General features: G+C 59.5%; 25 protein-coding genes and 1 tRNA gene. 5 read left to right on the top strand and 21 right to left on the bottom strand.

The genetic code is table 11. The features are described 5' to 3' along the window. Position 1 precedes the first annotated feature (1 nt). The 11 genes from E4P32_RS01740 to E4P32_RS01690 all read right to left on the bottom strand — a co-directional run bounded on the left by E4P32_RS01740 (position 2) and on the right by E4P32_RS01690 (position 8,472). Positions 2-691: a sigma-E factor negative regulatory protein gene (locus E4P32_RS01740; RefSeq protein WP_116433536.1), complete on the bottom strand. Its 690-nt coding sequence runs from the start codon at positions 689-691 to the stop codon at positions 2-4. Positions 692-813: 122 nt separating this feature from the next. Then, positions 814-1,470 (bottom strand): RNA polymerase sigma factor RpoE, encoded by a 657-nt coding sequence (rpoE, locus tag E4P32_RS01735; protein WP_116433537.1) that lies wholly within the window; start codon positions 1,468-1,470, stop codon positions 814-816. Between the two features lie 61 nt (positions 1,471-1,531). Continuing rightward, entirely contained in the window at positions 1,532-2,014 is a 483-nt protein-coding gene (locus E4P32_RS01730) for a protein YgfX (RefSeq protein WP_116433538.1), read from the bottom strand. 59 nt (positions 2,015-2,073) lie between these two features. Next, complete coding sequence (fabF, locus tag E4P32_RS01725; RefSeq protein WP_116433539.1) at positions 2,074-3,315, bottom strand: beta-ketoacyl-ACP synthase II; 1,242 nt, start codon at positions 3,313-3,315, stop codon at positions 2,074-2,076. Positions 3,316-3,345: 30 nt separating this feature from the next. Continuing rightward, the gene (acpP, locus tag E4P32_RS01720; RefSeq protein WP_007881445.1) at positions 3,346-3,585 is read right to left on the bottom strand and encodes an acyl carrier protein; all 240 of its coding nucleotides are present in this window, start codon (positions 3,583-3,585) and stop codon (positions 3,346-3,348) included. A gap of 123 nt (positions 3,586-3,708) precedes the next feature. Continuing rightward, positions 3,709-4,482 carry a 3-oxoacyl-ACP reductase FabG gene (fabG, locus tag E4P32_RS01715; protein ID WP_116433540.1) on the bottom strand — a complete coding sequence of 258 codons (774 nt, stop codon included), beginning with the start codon at positions 4,480-4,482 and terminating at the stop codon, positions 3,709-3,711. Then, positions 4,479-5,411, bottom strand: coding sequence for an ACP S-malonyltransferase (gene fabD, locus E4P32_RS01710; protein ID WP_116433541.1), 933 nt, complete (start codon positions 5,409-5,411; stop codon positions 4,479-4,481). The genes fabG and fabD overlap by 4 nt, the downstream gene beginning before the upstream one ends. A 47-nt stretch (positions 5,412-5,458) precedes the next feature. Continuing rightward, positions 5,459-6,445, bottom strand: coding sequence for a beta-ketoacyl-ACP synthase III (locus tag E4P32_RS01705; RefSeq protein ID WP_116433542.1), 987 nt, complete (start codon positions 6,443-6,445; stop codon positions 5,459-5,461). Next, positions 6,442-7,536, bottom strand: coding sequence for a phosphate acyltransferase PlsX (gene plsX, locus E4P32_RS01700; RefSeq protein ID WP_116433543.1), 1,095 nt, complete (start codon positions 7,534-7,536; stop codon positions 6,442-6,444). The genes E4P32_RS01705 and plsX overlap by 4 nt, the downstream gene beginning before the upstream one ends. 146 nt (positions 7,537-7,682) lie before the next feature. Further along, positions 7,683-7,865 (bottom strand): 50S ribosomal protein L32, encoded by a 183-nt coding sequence (gene rpmF / locus E4P32_RS01695; RefSeq protein WP_006463510.1) that lies wholly within the window; start codon positions 7,863-7,865, stop codon positions 7,683-7,685. Positions 7,866-7,971: 106 nt separating this feature from the next. Beyond that, on the bottom strand, positions 7,972-8,472 hold the full coding sequence (locus E4P32_RS01690) for a YceD family protein (protein ID WP_199525587.1): 501 nt from the start codon (positions 8,470-8,472) through the stop codon (positions 7,972-7,974). A gap of 104 nt (positions 8,473-8,576) precedes the next feature. On the opposite strand from E4P32_RS01690, the gene E4P32_RS01685 reads away from it, so the two are divergent. Then, entirely contained in the window at positions 8,577-9,212 is a 636-nt protein-coding gene (locus tag E4P32_RS01685) for a Maf-like protein (protein WP_116433545.1), read from the top strand. Here the strand turns inward: E4P32_RS01685 and E4P32_RS01680 are convergent. The 4 genes from E4P32_RS01680 to E4P32_RS01670 form a co-directional block, all read right to left on the bottom strand. After that, positions 9,205-9,858 carry an isochorismatase family protein gene (locus E4P32_RS01680; protein ID WP_116433546.1) on the bottom strand — a complete coding sequence of 218 codons (654 nt, stop codon included), beginning with the start codon at positions 9,856-9,858 and terminating at the stop codon, positions 9,205-9,207. The genes E4P32_RS01685 and E4P32_RS01680 overlap by 8 nt on opposite strands. 52 nt (positions 9,859-9,910) lie before the next feature. Then, positions 9,911-10,102, bottom strand: a complete 192-nt coding sequence (locus tag E4P32_RS01675; protein WP_116433547.1) for a DUF1289 domain-containing protein — start codon at positions 10,100-10,102, stop codon at positions 9,911-9,913. A 237-nt stretch (positions 10,103-10,339) separates the two neighbouring features. After that, positions 10,340-10,462, bottom strand: a complete 123-nt coding sequence (locus E4P32_RS24340; RefSeq protein ID WP_255419417.1) for a hypothetical protein — start codon at positions 10,460-10,462, stop codon at positions 10,340-10,342. Positions 10,463-10,542: 80 nt separating this feature from the next. Then, on the bottom strand, positions 10,543-11,742 hold the full coding sequence (locus E4P32_RS01670; RefSeq protein WP_116433548.1) for an HPP family protein: 1,200 nt from the start codon (positions 11,740-11,742) through the stop codon (positions 10,543-10,545). Positions 11,743-11,854: 112 nt separating this feature from the next. Between E4P32_RS01670 and E4P32_RS01665 the strand changes: the two genes are divergently transcribed. Then, entirely contained in the window at positions 11,855-12,280 is a 426-nt protein-coding gene (locus E4P32_RS01665) for a MarR family transcriptional regulator (protein WP_116433549.1), read from the top strand. Between the two features lie 24 nt (positions 12,281-12,304). Here the strand turns inward: E4P32_RS01665 and E4P32_RS01660 are convergent, their stop codons facing one another. Both E4P32_RS01660 and E4P32_RS01655 read right to left on the bottom strand, forming a co-directional pair. After that, a complete protein-coding gene (locus E4P32_RS01660; RefSeq protein ID WP_116433550.1) occupies positions 12,305-14,032 on the bottom strand; it encodes a GGDEF domain-containing protein in 1,728 nt (575 codons plus the stop codon). A gap of 211 nt (positions 14,033-14,243) precedes the next feature. Then, positions 14,244-14,333: transfer RNA gene (locus tag E4P32_RS01655), tRNA-Ser, on the bottom strand. 261 nt (positions 14,334-14,594) lie between these two features. On the opposite strand from E4P32_RS01655, the gene E4P32_RS01650 reads away from it, so the two are divergent. Next, on the top strand, positions 14,595-16,487 hold the full coding sequence (locus E4P32_RS01650) for a GGDEF domain-containing protein (RefSeq protein WP_233526587.1): 1,893 nt from the start codon (positions 14,595-14,597) through the stop codon (positions 16,485-16,487). A 114-nt stretch (positions 16,488-16,601) separates the two neighbouring features. Here the strand turns inward: E4P32_RS01650 and serS are convergent, their stop codons facing one another. Next, on the bottom strand, positions 16,602-17,900 hold the full coding sequence (serS, locus tag E4P32_RS01645) for a serine--tRNA ligase (RefSeq protein ID WP_116433551.1): 1,299 nt from the start codon (positions 17,898-17,900) through the stop codon (positions 16,602-16,604). 156 nt (positions 17,901-18,056) lie between these two features. Between serS and E4P32_RS01640 the strand changes: the two genes are divergently transcribed. Then, positions 18,057-18,650, top strand: a complete 594-nt coding sequence (locus E4P32_RS01640; RefSeq protein ID WP_116433552.1) for a hypothetical protein — start codon at positions 18,057-18,059, stop codon at positions 18,648-18,650. Positions 18,651-18,701: 51 nt separating this feature from the next. Here the strand turns inward: E4P32_RS01640 and E4P32_RS01635 are convergent, their stop codons facing one another. Continuing rightward, positions 18,702-19,997 (bottom strand): replication-associated recombination protein A, encoded by a 1,296-nt coding sequence (locus tag E4P32_RS01635; protein WP_116433553.1) that lies wholly within the window; start codon positions 19,995-19,997, stop codon positions 18,702-18,704. A gap of 212 nt (positions 19,998-20,209) precedes the next feature. On the opposite strand from E4P32_RS01635, the gene fdxA reads away from it, so the two are divergent. Further along, the gene (fdxA, locus tag E4P32_RS01630) at positions 20,210-20,545 is read left to right on the top strand and encodes a ferredoxin FdxA (RefSeq protein WP_116433554.1); all 336 of its coding nucleotides are present in this window, start codon (positions 20,210-20,212) and stop codon (positions 20,543-20,545) included. Between the two features lie 36 nt (positions 20,546-20,581). Here fdxA and lolA read toward each other — a convergent pair whose 3' ends face one another. Both lolA and E4P32_RS01620 read right to left on the bottom strand, forming a co-directional pair. After that, positions 20,582-21,253: an outer membrane lipoprotein chaperone LolA gene (lolA, locus tag E4P32_RS01625; RefSeq protein WP_116433555.1), complete on the bottom strand. Its 672-nt coding sequence runs from the start codon at positions 21,251-21,253 to the stop codon at positions 20,582-20,584. Between the two features lie 11 nt (positions 21,254-21,264). Next, entirely contained in the window at positions 21,265-23,595 is a 2,331-nt protein-coding gene (locus E4P32_RS01620) for a DNA translocase FtsK (RefSeq protein WP_116433556.1), read from the bottom strand. Between the last annotated feature and the right edge of the window lie 167 nt (positions 23,596-23,762).

Genomic DNA, 23,762 nt, shown 5'->3' with positions numbered 1-23,762 from the left:
ATTATTTATCTGAATCCATTGCGAAAGCCGCCGAACGGGCATATTGGGTCGAACTGTACATCGAAGGCGAGAAGCGTTGATGCGCCAGCAGATAATCGTCGATACGCGGATCGCGAGCGACTTCACCCTGTTGCGCCAGACTGCTGATTGACGCCGTGCCTTGCGGTGCGGAAGACGTTGCCGCCACGGTTGTGATTGCCGACGGCACAGTTACCGTCGCCGCAGTCGCCACAACAGACGCTGGTGCCGGAGCACTCGCCAATGTCGTCGACTGCTGCTGTCCTGTTACCAGAACAACAGCGACAATCGCCGCCGCAGCTGCAGCACCCGGCATCACGAAACGACGTACGAAGCGCTTGCGCATCGGCGCCAACGAGACGACATTGGAAGCCGTCGCGTCATTCACCGCAGGCGAAACGATGATCTGTTCGGATGCGGTCGTCGTCAACTGTGGGGCGATGATCGTCGGCTCGGCGTCAAGGCGCGCGCTCATTTTGGCGGCAAAGCCGTCGCTGAGCGAAAACGCCATCTCTTCCGAACGCATGACATCGCCGATCTGATGGTACAGATCCCACGTCACTTGTTCCTCCGGCTGGCGTAAAACGGCAAGAGCCATGCTGACATGTGCGTCAACCAGCTCGCCGTCGGCCAATGCCGAAATTTGTTCTCTGCTAATTTCTTTGGTATCCATAAGTAGTCACCCGGCCACAAAATTTCAGTTCCATCACCCGCTCTTATTTTTATGTCTTTTACTGACGCCTACGACGTCATATAACGCATAACTCCCGTGCTTCGCTTACAACTTAAAATCAACTACCAACGCTTGTCGAGGGCAGTTCCAAGCAGCGGCCTCAGCTTCTCCGCAATCGCTTCGCGCGCCCGGAAGATCCGGCTGCGCACCGTACCAATGGGGCAACCCATGGCCTCGGCGATTTCGTCGTAGCTCAAACCCTCGATTTCGCGCAGGGTAATCGCAGTCCGCAATTCTTCCGGCAAAGCTTCCATCGCAACGTTGACCGTCTGAGCAATCTGCTTGGTCGCCAACATCGACTCGGGAGTATTGATGTCTCTTAGGTGCTCTCCGTCGTCAAAAGTTTCAGCCTCTTCTGCATCTGCTTCAGTTGACGTCGGCGCCCTTCTGCCCATGGTCACAAGGTAGTTCTTGGCCGTGTTGATACCGATCCGGTACAACCAGGTATAGAACGCCGAATCGCCACGGAACTGCGGCAGCGCGCGGTAAGCCTTGATGAAGGCTTCCTGCACGACATCTTCCGCTTCCGCCTGATCGCGCACCAGGCGCGATACGAGCCGCATCAGTTTCCGTTGATATTTGGCAACTAATAGCTCGAACGCCTTCTTATCGCCACGCTGCACACGCTCGACAAGCAGTTGATCAATTTCGCGTTCCGTCGTCAAATCCAGTTTCCTTGTTTTTTTATCATTTCTGCGCAAACCGAACCATTGATCCATTTCGAAGCAATTAATTCAATAAGCGTACTATCTTTTCGATTTTTTTGTGGAGCCCGTGCCATTAGGCGTCGTTATTATGACTCGCAACCCACCGACAAGCCACTTGCAGCGCCCGGAAAGTTTCCCTGGAGACAGAATCGGGCAGTACCGGAATAGTCCGAATCCGGCCGTTTTCCAGCCTCAGCCGCAACAGCAGCAGGTTCGGCCATACAGTTGAGCCGGCCAGCAATTGCGCCAGGCCACCGCTCATCACTTGCGAACCCGGCTTGGCGCGCACCACCGCGTGATGTTCGACCAGCCGAATCTGTCCGGTGCCGGAAATATGCAGCCAGACGGCCGTGCGACTTCTCAGCACCAGCCAGAACGCCAGAATTGCCGCGACGACACAAGCCCCCGCCAGCGACATTCTGAAAACAAAAGACAGTTGCCCGACCAGGGCGAAGGCAAAAATAACGCCGATGAGGGCAACGCCGGCAGCCGCTGCCGCCATCATGATCAAAAGCAGACGGGAAGGTTTGATATCCGCAGAGACTGCTATCGACATAGGAATGGGGAGAGTGGAAAAGCAAAACCCGGCTTTCTCTCGAAAGCCGGGCCAGGTTCTTATACCTTGCCGAACACCAAAGTGCCGTTGGTGCCGCCGAATCCGAACGAATTCTTGACGGCGATATCGATCTTCATGTCGCGCGCCTGGTTGGCGCAGTAGTCAAGATCACATTCCGGATCCTGATTGAAGATGTTGATCGTCGGAGGAGAGATCTGATTGTGCAACGCCAGCACGGTGAACACCGACTCCAGTCCGCCCGCACCGCCCAGCAGATGGCCGGTCATGGACTTGGTGGAGTTGACGACCATCTTGTAAGCATGGTCGCCGAAGGCAGCCTTGATTGCATCGGTTTCATTCTTGTCGCCCAGAGGCGTGGATGTACCGTGTGCATTCAGATACTGGACTTCGTCCGGATTCACGCCTGCATCGCGCAAGGCCGACACCACGCAACGGCGCGGGCCGTCCAGGCTCGGAGCGGTCATGTGGTAAGCGTCGCCGCTCATGCCGAAACCCAGCACTTCTGCATAGATCTTGGCGCCGCGCGCCTTGGCGTGCTCGTACTCTTCCAGCACCATCACACCTGCGCCTTCGCCCAGCACGAAACCGTCGCGATCCTTGTCCCATGGACGGGACGCAGTCGCCGGATCGTCATTGCGGGTGGACAACGCGCGCGCCGAAGCGAAACCGCCGATGCCCAGCGGCGAAACGCTGGATTCAGCACCACCGGCAATCATCACGTCGGCATCGCCGTACTGAATCATGCGGCTGGCGGAGCCGATGCAATGCAAACCTGTCGTACAAGCAGTCACGATGGCCAGATTAGGGCCCTTCAGACCGTACTTGATGGACAAGTTACCGGAAATCATATTGATGATCGAAGCCGGGATGAAGAACGGGCTGATGCGGCGCGGGCCGCGATTGGTCAGCTCTTCATGGGTCTGCTCGATCAGCGGCAAGCCACCGATACCGGAACCGATGATGACGCCGATACGCTCGGCGTTTTCATCGGTGACTACCAGGCCGCTGTCCTGAAAGGCCTGCATGCCCGCCGCCATGCCGAAATGGATAAACGTATCCATGTGGCGCGCTTCTTTGGCGGGGATGTAATCTTCGATGTTGAAGCCCTTCACTTCTCCCGCAAAATGCGTAGAAAAAGGAGTGGCGTCAAACTTGGTGATGGTGGCAATGCCCGACTTACCTTCCTTGACCGCGCCCCACGCATCGGCAATGTTGTTGCCGACGGGTGAAATGCATCCAAGACCGGTAATGACTACACGACGTTCACGTGAGCGGCTCAAGCAATTCTCCTAGAGTCGTTCAAAACCAGCTTAGGCCTTGACGTGTGCCTTGGCGTAATCGATCGCCTGTTGCACGGTTGTAATCTTTTCAGCTTGTTCGTCAGGAATTTCCATTTCGAACTCATCTTCCAGTGCCATGACCAGTTCGACGGTGTCGAGCGAGTCGGCGCCCAGATCGTCCACGAACGACGATTCTGTCTTGATGTCTGCTTCTGCGACGCCCAGTTGTTCAGCGACGATCTTTTTAACGCGTTGTTCGATATCGGACATAAATGCCTCCAGTGGATAGGTTACAAAAGTGCGCGCATTTTATCAGGTTTGCACGCCAAAAATTTACTTTTAAGTATTCTCGACAAGAATAAGTAAGTTGCTACGATCTGCGTCCAAAGACGCTTAATTCATGTACATGCCGCCATTGACATGCAAGGTCGTGCCGGTGATGTAGGCCGCTTGCGGCGACGCCAGGAAGGCCACGGCCGCTGCGATGTCCTCCGGAGCGCCCAGACGCCCCAATGGAATCTGCTGCAGCAAGGCGGCGGTCTGCTGCTCGCCCAGCACCTTGGTCATGTCGGTATCGATGAAACCCGGCGCGATGCAGTTGACGGTAATGTTGCGGCTGCCGATTTCACGCGCCAGCGCACGGCTCATGCCCGCCACGCCGGCCTTCGCCGCAGCGTAGTTCATTTGTCCCGAGTTGCCGGCCGAACCGACCACCGACGTGATGTTGATGATACGGCCGTTACGCGCCTTCATCATGCCGCGCAAGACTGCGCGCGACAGACGTCCGACCGCGGTCAGGTTGGTCGCGATGACATTATCCCACTCTTCGTCTTTCATGCGCATGGCCAATTGGTCTTGCGTGATGCCGGCATTGTTGACGAGGATGGACAGACCGCCGAATTCTTTTTGCACGTCATCGATGACGGCGATGCAGGCAGCGGCATCATTGACGTTGAGGACCACGCCCTTGCCGCAACCAGGCTGCGCCTGCTCGAGGTATTCGCTGATGGCCGCAGCGCCGGCTGCCGACGTTGCCGTACCGACGACTTTCGCGCCCTGGCGCGCCAGTTCCAGCGCGATGGCGCGTCCGATGCCGCGGGAAGCGCCGGTCACCAGCGCGATTTGATTTTGTAAATTTTGCGAATTTTGCGGATTTTGTTCACTCACTTGAGCAGCTCCAATACTTTGTCCAGGGATGCCTGATCAACGATTGCCTCGCCGACCAGATCGCCATTGATACGCTTGGTCAAACCGGCCAACACCTTGCCGGGACCGCATTCGACCACGTGGGTGATGCCTTCCACCGACATCTTCTGCACAGTCTCGACCCAACGCACGGCGCTGGCCGCCTGACGCACCAGCGCGTCTTTGATCGCAGCAGGATCGTTGACAATGGCGACGTCGACATTGTTGATCAGCGGAATCTGCGCCGCAGAGAACGGCACGCCGGCCAGATACTGTTGCAAGCGATCCGAAGCCGGCTTGAGCAGCGACGAATGGAACGGCGCCGAAACCGGCAACACCAATGCGCGCTTGGCGCCCTTTGCCTTGGCGATTTCACAGGCGCGTTCAACCGCGGCCTTGCTGCCGGCGATCACCACTTGCGCCGGTGAATTGTAATTGACGGCTTCGACCACGTCGCCCTGCGCAGCTTCGGCGCACGCGGCGCGCACGTCGTCATCCGACAGGCCAAGAATTGCCGCCATGCCACCCTGCCCGACCGGCACGGCTTCCTGCATGGCTTGCGCGCGGAAACGCACCAACGGCACGGCGTCCTTGAACGCGATCACGCCGGCTGCCACAAGCGCGGAATATTCACCAAGGCTGTGACCGGCGACCAGCGCCGGAGCCTTGCCGCCGGCAGCGAGCCAGGCGCGGTAAAACGCCACGGCCGCAGTCAGCATGACCGGCTGGGTATTGGTGGTCAGGTCGAGATCCTCTTTCGGACCTTCGGCGATCAGCTTGCCGAGATCGAATTGCAACGCGTCGGAGGCTTCCGCAACGGTCGCCTTGACCACTTCATTGTCGGCAAATCCATTCAGCATTCCGATGGCCTGCGAACCCTGGCCCGGAAAAACAAAAGCAAATGTTGTCATGCTCTATTTTATCGTTGAAAAATCAGTTCAAAGCCGGCCGCGCCGACTTACATGCGCGCCAGCACGGCGCCCCAGGTGAAGCCGCCGCCGACGCCTTCCATCATGACGTTCTGGCCCGGCTTGACGCGACCGTCGCGCACCGCCTGGTCCAACGCCAACGGAATCGAGGCGGCCGATGTGTTGCCGTGCTCGTCGACGGTCACCACCATTTTTTCCAGCGGCAGGCCGAGCTTCTTGGCCGTGCCTTGCATGATGCGGATGTTGGCCTGATGCGGAATCAGCCAGTCGACTTCTTTCGCATCGATCTTGGCGATTTCCAGCACTTCGCGCGCCACCTTGTCCAGCACCGACACCGCCAGCTTGAACACTGCCGGGCCGTCCATGTACAAGTAGGCATTGCCCGCGACTGCGCCGTCATTGACGTTGCCCGGTACGCACAGGATATGGCCGTGGCTGCCGTCGGCGTGCAGTTTCGCCGCGAGGATACCCGGCTCTTTTGACGCCGTCATGACGATCGCGCCGGCGCCGTCGCCGAACAGCACACAGGTGGTGCGGTCTTCGAAATTCAGGATGCGCGAAAACACTTCCGCGCCAATCACCAGCACGTTCTTGTGCATGCCGGTCTTGATGAAACTGTCGGCCACCGACATCGCGTACACGAAGCCGCTGCACACCGCCTGCACGTCCATCGCGGCGCCGCCGTTGTTGATGCCCAGCTTGCGCTGCACGACGCAAGCCGTGCTCGGGAAGCCGCCCAGATGATCCGGCGTCGATGTCGCCAGGATGATCAGGTCAATGTCATTGGCCTGCAAACCGGCCGCTTCCAGCGCGCGCTGCGAGGCTGCCACCGCGAGGTCGCTCGACAGCACGTCGGCTTCGGCGTAGTGGCGCGCGGAAATGCCGCTGCGCGAAAAAATCCATTCGTCGGAAGTCTCGATGCCCTTCTCTGCAAGCTGTCGCGCCAACTCGTCGTTGGTCACGCGCTTGGGTGGCAGGTAACTGCCGGTGCCGACAATTTTGCTATAAAGAGTCATACCGTTTTCTGTTCTGTTAGATCGGTTGATGGTGTGATTGCATTAACGCGCTCAACTGCACCTTCCGCCTGTGGAATCAGTTCGGCGATAGTGGTCGTGATGCGCGACAGCACGTCATATTTGGCCGCATCGTAAGCCCGCTGGATAGCCCACTCGAACGCATATGCATCCGCGCCGCCATGGCTCTTGAACACCAGGCCGCGCAAACCGAGCAGGCTGGCGCCATTGTAGCGGGATGGATTGAGGCGGCGCGACAGGGCCTTGATGGCGCCATAGGCGATCAGGGCGCCGAGCTTGTTGAAGAAGCCTTTTTTGAATTCGGTCGTGAGCACGATCTTGACGAAACGACCGAGGCCTTCTGAGGCCTTCAGCGTGACGTTGCCGACAAAGCCGTCGCACACCACGATATCGGTCGTGCCTTCGAAAATGTCGTTGCCTTCGACGTTGCCGTAGAAATTGATCAGGCCTTTTTCGTGATCCGCGTGGAGCAGTTCGGCGGTCTGCTTGACCACCTCATTGCCCTTGATTTCTTCTTCACCGACGTTGAGCAAGCCAACCGTAGGGCGCGGCTTGCCTTCCATGGCCGAGACCAGCGCAGAACCCATCAGCGCGAACTGATGCAAATGCTGCGGCTCGCAATCGACGTTGGCGCCGAGATCGAGCATGTAGGTCGGGCCGTCTTTTTGATTGGGAAGAATCGTGCAGATCGCCGGACGATCTACGCCCGGGATAGTTTTCAGCACATAACGCGAGACCGCCATCAGTGCGCCGGTATTGCCGGCGGAGACGGCAGCGCTGGCCCGCCCTTCCTTGACCAGGTTGACCGCGACGCGCATGGACGAGTCCTTCTTGCGGCGCAGGGCGACCTCGATCGAATCGTCCATGGTGACGACTTCGGTGGCGTTCTGAACGTGCAGGCGTGAAATGTCGCCTTGCTTGTGCTTGCGCAAAGCGGCGCGCAGCGCTTCTTCCTGACCGACCAATATCAACTCGGCGTCAGGCTCGCGCTGCAAAAACGAAATGGCGGCTGGGATAGTGACTGAAGGGCCGTGATCGCCGCCCATGCAGTCAATGGAAATTTTGATGGTCATTGTTTTGATTCAGAGCCTTGCCAACCCGCATTATGGGGCAGATTTGGCGCGATTCAAAATGACGCGCTAAGCTGAAGCAGCATATAAAAAGCGGCGCCAATTGAAAAATTCATTGCGCCGCATTTTGCCTTAACAGCAATTTCCGATTACTCGTCGTTCTTGGTCTTCAGGACCTTGCGACCACGGTAGAAACCGTTCGGGCTGATGTGGTGACGCAGGTGCGTTTCACCAGTTGTCGGCTCGACTGCCAGCGGTGGCGCTGTCAGGAAATCGTGTGCACGATGCATACCGCGCTTCGATGGGGTCTTTTTGTTTTGCTGAACAGCCATGATAACTCCTGAATCTTAAGTTCTAAAATTTTAACATATCCGGCCAGCAAACTCACTGCCCAACCGAGAATCCTTACATCCGGCAGAAATATCCCGCCACCTTCTTTTACTGCTTCAAATTCTTCAATACCGAAAACGGCGATACCTTCTCGGTCGCTGCCGCCCCCGACTCCGCCACCGCTTGCGCAGGACAGACATCGTGCTTGGGCGCTACCGGCAAGGCAAGCAAAGCCTCGTCTTCAATCAGATAACTGACATTGAATTCGGCCTCACCGACAATCACGTCAATTGACTCGTCGTTGAGCAATTCATCAATGGCGTCGGCCGACTCCTCATCCTTGGCCAGTACCAGCACCGACTCGGACGACACCTCAAAAGGCATCGCGGTCAGGCACCGCTGGCACACCAGGTTAACCTGGCCGGATACGGAAAGCTTCAATTGCGGGTGACCGATCTTGTCGGCGCCGCCGCTCAGCGACCATTTGAGGACGCCGGCACGATCAGCCGTTTCGCCCGCCAGGCGCGCCATATCGGCCACCGCGAGTTCGCCCTCGGCCTGCTCTTTGAGCCGACTAAATTCAAATGCGTCGATCACAAAAGCACTCATGGCGAAAGCTGAATCCGGAAAACCTGCGATAATAACAGCGTTTTCCCTTATTCGTCAAAGTGTTAGCGTATTTTTCGCGAGCACCGCCACCTTGCTGTCGCATAATGCCCAAAACTCCCGTCCTGCCCCGCCTCATCCTGGCCTCCAGCTCGATCTACCGGCGCGAGCTATTGTCGCGTTTGCAATTGCCTTTTGAGGTCATTGCGCCCGACATCGACGAAACCCCGGCGGCGGGTGAAAGCCCGGAATCCACCGCCCTGCGCCTGGCGCGCCAGAAAGGCGACGCGATTGCGCAACGCCATCCTGACGCGCTGATCATCAGCTCGGACCAGGTCGCCACGCTCGACGGCGAACAAATCGGCAAACCCGGCAACCATGCCAATGCCTTGCAGCAACTCATCAAGATGCGCGGCCGCCGCGTGATTTTCCATACGGCGCTGTGCCTGTCGGATCACCGTCGCGCCGAAGCCCCAGTCATTCAGATCGAGAATATCCAGACCTTCGTCACCTTCCGCGATCTGCCGGATGCCGAGCTGGACGCCTACCTGCGCATCGAACAGCCTTACGATTGCGCCGGCAGCGCCAAGAACGAAGGATTGGGAATCGCCATCCTGGAAAGAATCGACAGCACCGATCCTACCGCCCTGACCGGATTGCCGATGATTGCGTTGACCGGCATGCTACGCAATGCTGGCATGCCGTTTTTTGGTGTTGCCGCCGCCGACTCCGGCGTTATTTGAACGTAATCAGGTCGCCGCGACTCAGCGTGACCTTCTTGTCGGCCAATGGCGCATTCGCGGCATTGATGAAACCAGGCTGGTTCAGCAACTGGTAGCGCGCCAGCACGGTATTGATCGGGGTCGGGCTCGAAATGCCGTCTTCCGCGACCACCACCGTAAAGCCGCGCGTGTTGGCATGAAACGAGGTGTACATCACGGCGCCGTTGGCGGCACTGCCGACGATCACCAGGGTTTCCGCTTTCTTCTGCTTCAACAACTCTTCCAGATTGGTGCCCGTGAATTTATTGGCGCGCGTCGAGACCACCGGCTCGCCGGCCTGTGGCGCCACTTGAGTCAGGGTCAGCGGCGGTCCGGAAGGGCTGACGGTTGTCGAGTACAGCACCGGCACATTCGCCGCACGCGCCTTGGCGATCAACGCGGCAACAGCCGGCACCGTGCTCATGCAGGCCGGGTTCGGCTGGCAGACGGCAGTGTTGATATCGAGCACCAGCAAGGCGGTGCTCGCAGCCGGCAAGCTCACTTGTGCCGGCGCGGGAATTTCCGGAATGCTATTGGCGGTGGTCGCGGCCGGCATCGAGCCGCAGGCGGTCAAGGCGGCCAGCAGCAAGGCTGAAGCAGCAGTACAGGCGATTCGTTTCTGGATCATGGTGTCTACTCCGTTGGTTGTGATGCATGGCGCATGCAGATGCAGAGTTCGCCTAGGACTTGCGACGCGGATATCCCTCGGCGGTAATACGTATCCAGACCGCGTCCTTCTCCTGCTCGGTCATGAACACCCAGTGTGCGACTTCCGACACGGTGCGACCGCAACCGCGGCAAACATCGTCAAAAGTGGTGGAACAAACGGCAACACAAGGGGTATCGGGGCGTTCAGGGGGAGTCTGGGACATGGATATCTTTACAAGGACTGCATGGGGCTTGCCGACATCTTACCAAGAAGCGCGAAACCATTCCCGGCACAAAATCTCAGGACAAAAAAAAGCCCGCGAACCAGAGGTTGCGGGCTGAATCCAATCTTCTTAAGGAGGAGAATTGGAGGAGACAGGTGTAACTATAGCGACGCACCCTCCCCCCGTCTGCTTTATTGTTCCAATAGCAGATATTCACAAAAGCAATAACTCATCCCATCAAGCCAGTACTTGCACGGCCGGCGCCAGCGACACCGTGGGCGTAGGCGGCTTGTCCTTGCGCTGGCAGGCCGTGGCCAGCACGGCAATGGCGACGACGGCAATCAGAACGGCATGGCGCATGGCGATCTCCTGTTTGGGTGTTGCGCGAATTCCCTCCATCCCTGCATTTTAGACGCCGCCCATCCAAATGGTTCGTCAGGCTACGAAGCCACCGCACGCAAGCCGCCGCGCGCACGCGACAAATTGTTCACGTACAACGCCGCCACCATGTCCGATTGCGTCACCATGCCCGCCAGTCGGCGCTCATCATCAATTACCGGGATCTGATGCACGCCCTCGTCCGCCATCAGCGGCACCAGTTGCACGATGGGCAGATGCACCGAAGCAGTTTTCACAGACTTGCTCATGATCTGCCCGACCACTTCCGCCTTGGCCGAATGTGTATGCGGTGTGCGCTGCAGGAAGGAGCGCAGCTTGTCGCCGAGCTTTTCGTAATCGTGAGTACCGGCATGCTGCAGGAAATCCGTCTTGGTCACGATGCCGATCACGCGACGCGCACGATCCACCACCGGCAAGGCCTGCAGGCGATGCGCGCGCATCTGCCGCCAGGCCTCGGCCAGCTCGGTCGAGAACTCAACCGAGACAACGTCGCCGGACATGATGTCAGCGCACACGGTCTCGCCAAAACGGCGGCGGTAGGCCTCCATTTCGGTTTGCTGGAGGATTTCTTCAAGATCGTCACGACTGATGTCCAGAACCTGGTTATAACGGCGCAGCACCGCATCCAGGTCTTCATGCGTAAAACCCAGCCGCGCACTCGGCGCCACATCATGCGTCTGGTGCAGGTTGTTGCGGTGCTCGCTCTGCTGCGCATGCGGATAACGACGACGCGTCGCGTTGTTGAAAAACAGCGCCATCGCCAGCAGTAAAAAAGAATTGAGCAGCACCGGCGACAGCACGAAGCCGTAGCCCATATCATGCACGGCCGGGCCGCCCAGCACCGCCGTCAACGCCACCGCGCCGCTGGGCGGATGAATGCAGCGCAACGCGAACATGCAGGCGATCGCCAGTGCAATAGCAAGCGCCGCCGCCAGCGCCGGTTCACCGATCAGTTTGGCGCACGACACGCCAACCAGCGCCGCCACCAGGTTGCCGCCGATAATCGACCACGGCTGCGCCAGCGGGCTGGACGGCACCGCAAACAACAGGACCGCGGAGGCGCCCATCGGCGCGATCAGCCAGACCGTGGCGGCGTTGTGCGGCAGGATCAGGTAGCTCAGCAAACCCGTCAGCAGGATCCCGAACAGGGCCCCGACGCTGGCGCGCATGCGCTCGAAGCGATCCACCGCCGTTTTTTGCGGAATGAAACTTCTCAGCCATTGCAGGATAGAATCGCGCATGCCCTAACCCATTTCGGAATAACGTCAAATCGCAATTACATCACAAGATGATATATCTTGCTGTTTTCCGGCTTATTTTTATCCGCTTATTTGCAGCATCCGACCTTCGCCAATGAAAACATCCCCACGCCTGCAAAAAGACGACTTCGAAGCGCTTTCGGAATTCCGTTATCAGTTGCGCCGCTTCATCCGCTTCAGCGAAGATGCCGCGCAAAGCGAAGGGCTGACGCCGCTGCAATACCTGTTGATGTTGCACATCAAGGGATTTCCGGAACGCGACTGGGCCAGCATCAGCGAACTCGCCGAACGCCTGCAGTCGCAGCATCACGGCGTGGTGGCGCTGGTGACGCGCTGTGAAAAAGCGGGATTGGTGACACGCACTCAGGACGACAAGGACAAGCGCCTGGTCCAGGTGCGGCTGACGGAAACCGGCGAACAATACCTGCACCGCCTGGCGCAATTGCATCGCAACGAATTGCATTCGCTGTCGAGCGTGTTCCAGGTCTCGCACATCTCGGCCTTCAACGACCGCGACTGAAGACCACGCAAGAATCAGGACAAATCAGCCGGCTCGCTCGACGCGGTTGCGCCCCTTGCCCTTGGCGGAATACAGGGCTTCATCAGCCTGCCGGATCAACTGATCGAGACTTTCCCCTGCGCTCAGCGCGCTGACGCCGAAGCTGGCGGTGATGCCGAGTTCGCGGCCGTCCTCCAGCGCAAATGCCTGCGCCGCCAGCATGGCGCGCAATTTCTCCGCCACCGCCACGCCCTGCTCCAGATCCGACTCGGGCAGCAAGATGATGAACTCTTCGCCGCCATAGCGCGCGAACACATCCATTTTGCGCAACAACTGTGCGATCTTCTGCACCGCATTGCGCAAGATATCGTCGCCGACAAGGTGACCGTAATTGTCATTGAAGCGCTTGAAGTGATCGATGTCGAGCAGCACCAGCGCCAGATTGCGGCCGTAGCGCTGTGCAATCGCCAGTTGTTGCTCGCTGTGCGCGAAAAAGGCGCGGCGGTTGAGCACGCCGGTCAGGAAATCGGTATTGGACGACAGCTGCAGCTGCTCTATCAGCGTTTCGCGCTCGCCGGCCAGGCTGATACGCTCCAGGCTGCGCGCCTTGAGCACGTGCAGCGCGCGCAGCATGTCGCCGATTTCATCCTTGTAGCGCGCCTGCGGGATCGGCGCATCGTGATTGCCTTCGGCCAGACCGACCACCAGTTGCGTCGCCCTCAGGACCGGCTGCAACACGCGCTGGCGCACCAGATACAGCAACACAAAAAAGAATACGAAGGCGAACAGCGTCATCGTGATGGCGCCGACCAGCAGGTTGAATGCCTGGCGATGGCGGATTTCCGCCTCGCGGATCAGGTCAACCAGAATCACGTCGCGCAGCCGCAGAATCGACCCCATGGGCGGAACATAGCGCGCTGCCAGTTCAGCAGTGTTGACTTCGTATGCGCCGGACAGCAAACCGGTCTGCAGCAAGCCGTCCAGGAAAGGAAAACCCTGCCCGAAATACTGGGTGTCGAGATCAGACAGCGCCGCACGGAACGCCGTGTTGTCCTTGTAAGCGCGCATCTGAATGTCGAGCAAGGTGCGCAACTGCTCGATGCGGCCATAGAGCTTGCCGATTTCGATCACTTCATTTTTTGTCAGCGGACGCTGCATGATGACCGGGGCTGTGAACTTGGAGCCGACCTGGCCGGCGTATTCGCGCAGACTGGCAGCCACCCGCATGCCGGTCAGACCGTCGAGCACCTCAGGGTCGGCCTGGATGGCAATGCTGGACAAATCGGCCACCGACGACACCATCATCGGAATGAGCGCAACCATGCCGTCAACCGCCTCGGTGATGTCGCGCGACGAACGCTGCCACTTGATCAGCCCGACCTGCTGGTCGACCCGGTCACGCGCCGGCCCGAGCGCCTGGCGCACCGCCTCGATCTTGCGGATCGCCGGCGCGTAGCGGACATCAGCCTCCTGGCGCAGGCTGTCCAGTACGCGAAACAGCGCCTCATCACTTTCGCGCCGCGCTGCAGCCAGCCTCTTTCGCAACGCCGGCAGCGCATCGCCCTCGCCGCCCATGAGAGCATTCGAGGGTCCACGTTCGATCGACACTTTTTCCATCGCCAGCAAGGTCAGTTGCACCACGCGTACCGCCTCGACGCTGCGCGCGCCGCGCCGGTAGGCATCCCACTCGATCAGCACGATGCGTGAGGCCAGCACGGAAAACAGCAGCATCAGCGCGACGGAGACAAGCCAGAACAGGCGTTTCAGCGACATCGATAACCCCGGATGCCCATGGCGACTCGGCCGGGCACATTAATTATTATTAAAAATATAATGAGAACTGCCGGCCGGGATTGCCCATTTTCATCAGGCAGGCGATCCGAACGCAACGCAGCAAAAAGCTGGATGCAATCAGGAAACAATCAGGCGAGCGGATAGCAAAACGCCCGCATGAAGCGGGCGTTTTTACTTTGATGCTTGATTCTGGCGGAGAGGGTGGGATTCGAACCCACGGTACGGGAAACCGTACGCCTGATTTCGAGTCAGGTACATTCGACCACTCTGCCACCTCTCCGGTTAACTTAGTCGACTTGCTTACCCTAGGGCAGCAAAGCAAAAGATTATAGCAGAACCAATTTGAAGATGGAAACAGTCTTACCGACAAATCTGCAAATATTTTCCCGGCCCGGCTGTGGAAAATAATTTACACATCATCATCTTGTCATAAATCTTCTCTACGATCAGATGTTGCCCGGCGCTCAAGCTCTTTTGGCATGCTGCCGGCGCGATCGGCATTTATTCATTTACCTCTTCGGTTGGACCCACTGGACCTGACATGGCCCCATTTGCCTCGCACGATTTCGATCACCGTGTTCCGCCCTTTCCTGTCGGCCTGGGTGAACCGGGCAATGCCCAGTTGGCGTCCGAACAGCAGGAGTCACAGCAGAACTCGCAACTACTGTCGCATTTGCACGAAATCATCGCCCAGCGCAGCCTGACGGCGCTGTTCCAGCCCATCATCCGCATGCGCAGCGGCGAAATCATCGGCTATGAAGGCCTGATCCGCGGCCCCTCCAACAGTCCGCTGCATTCGCCGCTGAACCTGTTCAAGGTGGCGCGCGCCAACAAGCTGTCGGTGCAAGTCGAACATCTGTGCCGCCACATCGTCATGGCGCAGTTCGCCCAATCCGGCCTGCCCGGCAATCTGTTCCTGAACGTGAGCCCGGGCGCGCTGGTGCAGCCTGAGGCGATTCAGGGCGAGACCCTGCGCCACCTCGAAAAACTCGGTATCAATCCGCAACGCATCATCATTGAGCTGACCGAGAACGAACCGACCTACGATTACACGCTGCTGCGCAACGCCGCCATGCATTATCGCAACATGGGTTTCCAGATCGCCATTGACGATCTCGGCGAGGGGTTTTCCAGCCTGCGCCTGTGGTCCGAGCTGCAGCCGGAATACGTCAAGGTCGACATGCACTTTATCCAGGGCATCAACAACGACCCGATGAAATTGCAGTTCGTCCGATCGATTCAGGAGATCGCCGAGAAGTCCGGTTCCATCGTCATCGCCGAAGGCATCGAAACCCAGGCCGAGCTGCTGACCATCCGCGACCTCGGCATCGCCTGCGGCCAGGGTTATCACATCGCCCGTCCGCACGCCAATCCGAAGACCGTGGTCGCCGATGACATCAGCAAGGTCCTGCGGCGCGACAAAGTGCCGCTGGCCGCGCAAAAATACGGTCCCGGCAAGAAGAGCACCACTGTCTTCAAACTGCTGCGCGAAAGCCAGTACGTCGCGCCAGACGTGTCCAACGACGAGGTCTACCACCTGTTCGTCAACGATCCGCAATTGCAGGCACTGCCGGTGGTCAGCAACGGCATCCCGGTCGGCCTGATCAATCGCTACAGCATGGTGGAGCGCTTCGCCCGCCTGTATGGCCGCGAGCTGTACGGCAAGAAATCCTGCACCTTCTTCATGGACCCCAACCCGCTGCTGACCGAGCAGGACACCAGCCTGCAAGACCTCAGCCACATCCTGGTACAGGCCGAATCGCATCACTTGTCGAACGGCTTCATCATTGTCGACCAGGGCCAGTACGTCGGCATGGGCACCGGCCATGACCTGCTGCGTGAAATCACACAAATGCAGATCGAAGCGGCGCGCTACGCCAACCCGCTGACGCAGTTGCCGGGCAACGTGCCGATCAACGAACACATCGAGTTCCTGCTGCAAAGCGGTGTCGAGTTTTGCATCTGCTACTGCGACCTCGACAATTTCAAACCCTTCAACGATGTCTACGGCTATCGCAAGGGCGATGACATGATCCAGCTGACCGGCCGCACGCTGAGCCAGTTCTGCGACACGCAACTGGACTTCATCGGCCACATCGGCGGCGACGACTTCCTGATCATGTTCCAGAGCGAAGACTGGGAGCATCGCTGCAAAGCAATGCTGGAAGCGTTCGCGGTCGCCTCGCAAAGTTTTTACTATGTCGAAGACAAGGAACGCGGCGGCTATTACAGCGAAGACCGCCAGGGTGACCGGGTGCTGCATCCGCTGGTGAGCCTGTCGCTGGGCGCGGTCAAGATCGAACCCTCGCAATACTCGTCACCGCACCAGATCGCCTCGGCCGCGACCAAGGCCAAGAAGCAGGCCAAGAAGACGCCAGGCAACAGCCTGTTCATCGAGCGGCGCGTACCGGCGACTTTCTCATGGGCAATGTAAACGATCCCAAATAGCTGCGCGCGCCTCATTGGACGGCGCATGAAAAATGGCTGATGCCCCTGCGGACATCAGCCATTTTTTATGGTGCGGTGTGGATTGCCTGGATTGCGCGGCTTACGGCGCCAGCTTTTCCAGTCCGCCCATGTAAGGACGCAATACCTCCGGAATCGTCACGCTGCCGTCGGCCTGCTGGCCGTTTTCCAGCACCGCGACCAAGGTGCGACCGACTGCCAGGCCGGAGCCGTTGAGCGTATGCACCAGTTCCGGCTTGCCTTGAGGATTGCGGAAACGCGCCTGCATGCGGCGCGCCTGGAAGGCTTCGCAATTCGACACCGACGAGATTTCACGATAGGTGTTCTGCGCCGGCAGCCAGACTTCGATGTCGAAGGTCTTGGCCGCGCCGAAGCCCATGTCGCCGGTGCACAGTGTAATGACGCGATAAGGCAGGCCCAGCTTCTTGAGAATGTTTTCGGCGTGACCGAGCATTTCGTCCAGCGCTTCGTAGGACTTTTCCGGATGCACGATCTGCACCATTTCGACCTTGTCGAACTGATGCTGGCGGATCATGCCGCGCGTGTCGCGGCCGTAGCTGCCGGCTTCCGAACGGAAGCACGGGGAATGCGCGGTCATCTTCAGCGGCAGCGTGTCGCCGGCCACGATTTCGTCGCGCACCAGGTTGGTCAACGGCACTTCGGCAGTCGGGATCAGGTACAGCGCAGCGTTGTCGCTGGAGTCGCCCTCCTGCCCGCCCTTCTTGGCCGCAAACAGGTCGGCTTCAAATTTAGGCAGTTGGCCGGTGCCGCGCAGCGAATCGGCGTTGACGATGTATGGCGTGTAGCACTCGGTATAACCGTGCTCGAGCGTGTGCGTGTCGAGCATGAATTGCGCGAGTGCACGATGCAGGCGGGCGATACCGCCCTTCATGACGGCGAAGCGCGAGCCGGTGAGTTTGGTGGCGACATCAAAGTCGAGGCCGAGCGCGGCGCCGACGTCGACGTGGTCTTTGACCTCAAAATCGAAGGTGCGCGGTGTGCCGACCTTGCGCAGTTCGACATTGCCGCTTTCATCGGCGCCGGCCGGCACGGATTCGTGCGGCAGGTTCGGCAGCGTCAGCAGGAAATCGCTCAATTGCACCTGCACTTCTTCCAGGCGTGCGGCGGATGCCTTGAGTTCATCGCCGATGCCGGACACTTCCGCCATCACCGCCGAGGCGTCTTCGCCCTTGCCCTTGAGCATGCCGACCTGCTTGGACAGGCTGTTGCGCTTGCCCTGCAATTCTTCAGTGCGGGTCTGGATCTGCTTGCGCTCGCCTTCGAGTGCATTGAAAGCGGCGACATCGAGCTGGAATTTGCGCGCGGCCAGACGGGCGGCGACATTGTCGATGTCTTTACGAAGAAGTTGGATGTCGATCATGGAGTGCCAGAAAAAGTAAATGCGGTGAATGCGGTAAAAACGAGATTGTACCAAGGACATTGACTATCCTCGCGGGCGGCCGGCTGAATGCGCGAAAAATAGCCTCGCTTGCGTTACCATTGCCGCCAACATTCAGGACCATTACAGGAACCCGTCATGTCCGACAAACCCTCCCAGCCGCCTTTGATCGCCTACCTGATCGGCTTCGCCCTGTCCGCCTGCTGCGCCATCTGGGCCGGTTCGCAATTCGCCCTGACCGGCTCGAGCATCGGCTATGGCGTGCTGACCGGACTGGCCTTCGGCGCCATGTTCGCCTTCGGGCAACGCGTCAAGAACCGCCTGTTCCCGACGCCGGAATCGACCAAATGGAAAATCAACGCCGGCCCCAGCGCCGCCGACCTGCGTCCGGCCAAGCGTGCCGCGGCGCGCGCCAAACCCGTGACGGTGGCGTTCGACGATGAATTCATCAAGACCACCCGCGCCGGCGCCGAACTGGAAAGCATCGCCTGGCAAGACGTCGAGCGCATCATCATCACCATCGGCGACGATTTCCTGCCGATGCCGTATTGGATGCTCGCCACCGCCAAGGGCGGCATCCGCCTGCCCAACGACACGCCGGGGCTGGAAAGCCTGATGGAAGAGTTCAAGGTGAAATTGCCGGGCTACGACAACGACGCCACCTATGCCGCCGTGATCGCGGCAATGGGAGCAATGGAGGGTGTGTTCGAGGTGTGGAAGAAAGCGGTCTGAATCACGGGCGCAATACTGTCTCTAGTCCTTGTATTGCCGCCCCGCCCGGCCTCAATCCTTGTTGTTCTTCTTGTACTCGCGATCAAGCTCGCGCAAATGCGCCATCTTGTCGCCGATCTTGGCCTCGAGCCCGCGCGGCACCGGCTGGTACCAGTGCGGATCGGGAATCCCGTCCGGCAGGTAAGTCTCGCCGGCGGCATAGCCTTCCGGTTCGTCATGAGCATAACGATACAGCTTGCCGTAACCCAGTTGCTTCATGAGCTTGGTCGGCGCATTGCGCAGGTGCTCCGGCACGCCGCGTGATTTGTCTTTCGCGACGAAGGCGCGGGCCTGGTTGTAGGCCATGTAGCCGGCGTTGCTCTTGGCCGCAATCGCCAGATAAATCACCGCCTGCGCCAACGCCAGTTCACCTTCGGGCGAGCCGAGGCGCTCATACGTTGCGGCGGCGTCATTGGCAATCGTCATGGCGCGCGGATCGGCCAGGCCGATGTCTTCCCACGCCATGCGCACGATGCGGCGTGCCAGGTAACGCGGATCCGTGCCGCCGTCGAGCATGCGCGTGAGCCAGTACAAGGCGCCGTCGGGACTGGAGCCGCGCACCGATTTATGCAACGCTGAAATCTGGTCGTAGAAGGCGTCGCCGCCCTTGTCGAAACGACGCAGCGCATCGCCCAGGCATTCCGCCAGCAGTTCCGTGCCGACCATGGCGACGCTCTTCGCCTGTGCGGCGCGCGCCACGATTTCCAGGTTGTTGAGCAGCTTGCGACCGTCGCCGTCGGCGCTGGCGATCAGCATTTCCTTGGCTTCGGGTTCGAATTGCAGGCCGTCAAGTTCGTCGCGGCAGGCGCGGTCGATCAGCGCGCCGAGATCGTCCTCCGTCAGCGACTTGAGCACATACACAGCCGCGCGCGACAGCAACGCACCGTTGACTTCAAATGAGGGATTTTCCGTCGTCGCGCCGATGAAGGTGAACAGGCCGCTTTCCACATGCGGCAGGAAAGCATCCTGCTGACTCTTGTTGAAGCGATGCACTTCGTCGACAAACAGAATGGTGCGGCGACCGGAATTGGCGCGGATGACTTCCGCGCGCTCGACCGCTTCGCGGATGTCCTTGACGCCCGACAGCACCGCCGACAAGGCGATGAATTCGGCATTGAAACTGTCCGCCATGATGCGCGCCAGCGTGGTCTTGCCCACGCCCGGCGGGCCCCACAGGATCATCGAATGCGGCTCACCCGATTCGAACGCCACGCGCAGCGGTTTGCCCGCGCCGAGCAGGTGCTGCTGGCCGATGACATCGTCAAAGGAGTGCGGGCGGAGACGTTCGGCTAACGGCGCGGAATTCATGGAGCGGTCAAATTGGGGAATTAAAATGGATTGCCAGTCTAACCGATCCGGCAGCGGGCTATCGGTCCGGATGCTAGAATCCTGCCGGGCTTGCGGAGATAGGACGGAAACAGGATGGAAACAGGACTGGTTGCCGGACAAGCGCTCTATCCGCAGCTTGCCATTTTGCTTACGTTATTCATTATTCGGCGCGCGACCGGCGCGTTCAGCCCATGCCCTTTGTCGTCACCGATTCCTGCATCGCCTGCAAATACACCGACTGCGTCAGCGTCTGTCCCATGGATTGTTTTGTCGAAGGCCCGAACTTCCTGGCCATCGATCCGGACGGTTGCATCGATTGCTCGATGTGCGTGCCGGAATGCCCGGTCGGCGCCATCTACAACGAGATCGACCTGCCCGAAGGGCTGCGCCATTTCACCGAACTGAACGCAAAACTGGCCAAGCACCCGGGCTGGAAACCGATCACCCAGGCCCAGGCGCCGATGCCCGACCACGCCCAATGGCGCGAGGTCGAAGGCAAGATCGACATGCTCAAGACGTCGATCTGACCCGCCGCAGTTAAATCCGATTATTGATAAGTCCGATTATTGATTGAAGACGTCGGCGCCCTTGGGCACGACGAAGGTGAAGCTGGTCGCTTTCAACGGCGGATTCTTCTCGAAGTTGGTGAACGACAGCAGCGAGGTCTGCCCGAACGAATCGCGCAACTCCATCGCATGCGGCACGCCGTCCTTCAAGGCGATGCCGATGCGGTCAAAGGTCGTGTCCTTGGTCTTGGGTGTGGCTTCCAGCCATTCCATGCCGTCCTTGGTGCCGCCCTCTTTCAGCGTGAAATTCTTTTCCAGGTCGTTGCTGCCGAACAAGATCGCAGCCGGCGATGAGCCGAGCGCGTTGCCCAGCTTCTTGGTGGTGACCTGGTTCAGGTCCTTGTCGTAGATGAACAGCTTGTCGCCGTCGGCCTGCAAGACTTGCTCATACGGTTTCTGGTAAGTCCAGATGAATTTGCCAGGACGCGAAAACACAAACGTGCCGCTCGAGGTGTTCGACACCTTGACGGTGCCGCTGTCGGTCTTGACCAGGCGCTGCACGAACTCGCCCTTGGCCGATTGCGTCGACGCCACGAACTGCTTGAATTGCTCCAGTGCGCTGGCCGCAGCCTGTGCGGAAAACAAGGCCCCGCTCAGACCGATTGCAACGGTCACTCCGGCGACATGCCATTTGTTCAGAAGAGGTGATGCCTGTATTTTTATTTGCATGGTGTACGTCTTTATTCCGTAGTATTTCCTGCCGGCACGAGGATTTCCCGGTTGCCGTTCGATTGCATCGTCGACACCAGGCCGCTTTGCTCCATCTGCTCCAGCAGACGCGCGGCGCGGTTGTAGCCGATGCGCAAGTGACGCTGCACCAGAGAAATCGAGGCCCGGCGGTTTTTCAGCACGACCGCGACGGCCTGATCATAAAGTTCGTCGCCTTCTGTGCCACCCGCAGCGCCACCGCCGACTGCCCCATCGGCATCTTCGGCAACGCCTCCTTCTAGGATGCCCTCAATGTAATTCGGTTCCCCCTGCTCTTTCAGGTGATCCACCACGCGGTGGACCTCTTCATCGGAAACAAAGGCGCCATGCACGCGAATCGGCAAGCCGGTGCCGGGCGGCATGTACAGCATGTCGCCCATGCCGAGCAGCGCTTCCGCGCCCATCTGGTCGAGAATCGTGCGCGAGTCGATCTTGCTGCTGACCTGGAAGGCAATGCGCGTAGGCACGTTGGCCTTGATCAGCCCGGTGATGACGTCGACCGAAGGACGCTGCGTCGCGAGGATCAAATGGATGCCGGCCGCGCGCGCCTTTTGTGCGATACGCGCGATCAGTTCTTCCACCTTCTTGCCGACCACCATCATCAGGTCGGCCAATTCGTCGATGATGATGACGATGGTTTCGAGCTGTTCCAGCGGCTCCGGCGCGTCCGGCGTCAGGCTGAATGGATTGGGGATCTTTTCGCCGCGCTTGTCGGCGTCGATGATCTTCTGGTTGTAGCCGGCCAGATTGCGCACGCCCAGTTTCGACATGCGCTTGTAGCGGCGTTCCATCTCGGCCACGGCCCAGTTCAGCGCATGGCCAGCCTGGCGCATGTCGGTCACGACCGGCGCCAGCAGATGCGGGATGCCTTCATAAATGGAGAGCTCCAGCATCTTCGGATCGATCAGGATCAGGCGCACCTGTTTCGGCGTCGACTTGTACAGCAGCGACAGGATGGTGGCGTTGATGCCGACCGATTTACCCGAGCCCGTCGTACCCGCGACCAGCAAGTGCGGCATCTTGGCAAGGTCGGCCACCACCGGGTTGCCGGCGATGTCTTTGCCGAGCGCGATGGTCAGGCTGGAATGGCTGTCGTTGTAAACCTTGGAGCTGAGAATCTCGGTCAGGCGCACGATCTGGCGCTTGGGATTGGGCAGCTCCAGGCCCATGTAATTCTTGCCCTGGATGACTTCCACCACACGGATCGAGGTCAGCGACAGCGAGCGTGCGAGGTCGCGCGCCAGGCCGACGATCTGGCTGCCCTTGACGCCGGTGGCCGGTTCGATTTCGTAGCGCGTAATGACCGGGCCGGGATAGGCGGCGACCACTTTGACTTCGACGCCGAAGTCGGACAGTTTCTTCTCGATCAGGCGGCTGGTGAATTCCAGCGTTTCGACGGACACCGTCTGCTGCGCCGGCGGTGCCTCGTCCAGCAGCGACAACGGCGGCAGGCTGGAGTCGATGTCCTGGAACAGGCTGGTCTGGCGCTCCTTCTCGATGCGCTCCGACTTCGGCACCGCCACCACTTGCGGCTCGATGCGGATCGGCGGCGCTTCGTCGATCTTGGCGCGTTCCTGCACCACGACTTCTTCACGTTTGACGGCGGCGACATGGCCGACCTTGCGGTCTTCGCGCGCCGAGTAGAAATTGCGGATCCAGAAAATGCCGTCTTCAATCGCGCCGCCAATGCGTTCAACCGCAGCCAGCCACGAGACGTGGAAGAACAGGCTGAAGCCCAGTCCGAACAGCAGCAACAGCAACAACGTGGCGCCGGTGAAACCGAGCGAGGTCTGCGCCGCGCTGCCGATCATTTCGCCCAGCACGCCGCCCGGCGCACGCGGCATCGGCGCCTTCATGGTGTACATGCGCATGTATTCGATGCCAAGGCTGCCGGCCAGCAGGAATACGAAGCCGATGGCGCGGATCAGGCCTTCCTGATGGTGCTCGGGTTCGGTCTCTTTCTGCATCAGGAAGCGATTGGCCAGGTGCCGATAGCTCCGCCAGATGGAATGGCCCAGCAGCACGCACCACCACCAGGTCGACATGCCGAAGATGTACAGCATCAGGTCAGCCACCCAGGCGCCGACGCGGCCGCCCCAGTTATGCAGGTGCGGCACTGAATTGGCCACCGACCAGCCCGGGTCGCTGCGTGAATAGGTCAGCAGGATCAGAGACAAATACACCAGCAAGGTCGCCATGGCCAGCCAGCGCGCTTCGTACAGGAGGCGCACCAGCCTGCTCGGCAGCTGCGGAGTTTCGGCGGCTTTGGTGTTGCGGGTATAGGCTTGGCTGGTCTTGGTCATAAATCTTTATCTGGCGCGCCTTGTGGGCGCATTTAACTCAGGCGACATTGTAACGGCGATTGCCGGGCAGAAAACCGGGGCGTGGAAATCGGCAGAGAATCAGGGCAAATCGCAGGGCGGACGGCCCTATTGATGGAATAGCGTAATTCCATCGGGCCGGTCTGGCG

The sequence above is a fragment of the Herbaspirillum sp. 3R11 genome, assembly GCF_004563925.1.
GTDB lineage: Bacteria > Pseudomonadota > Gammaproteobacteria > Burkholderiales > Burkholderiaceae_D > Herbaspirillum.
Note: the sequence above shows the minus strand (reverse complement) of the source record. Positions and strands in the feature narration are given on the sequence as shown.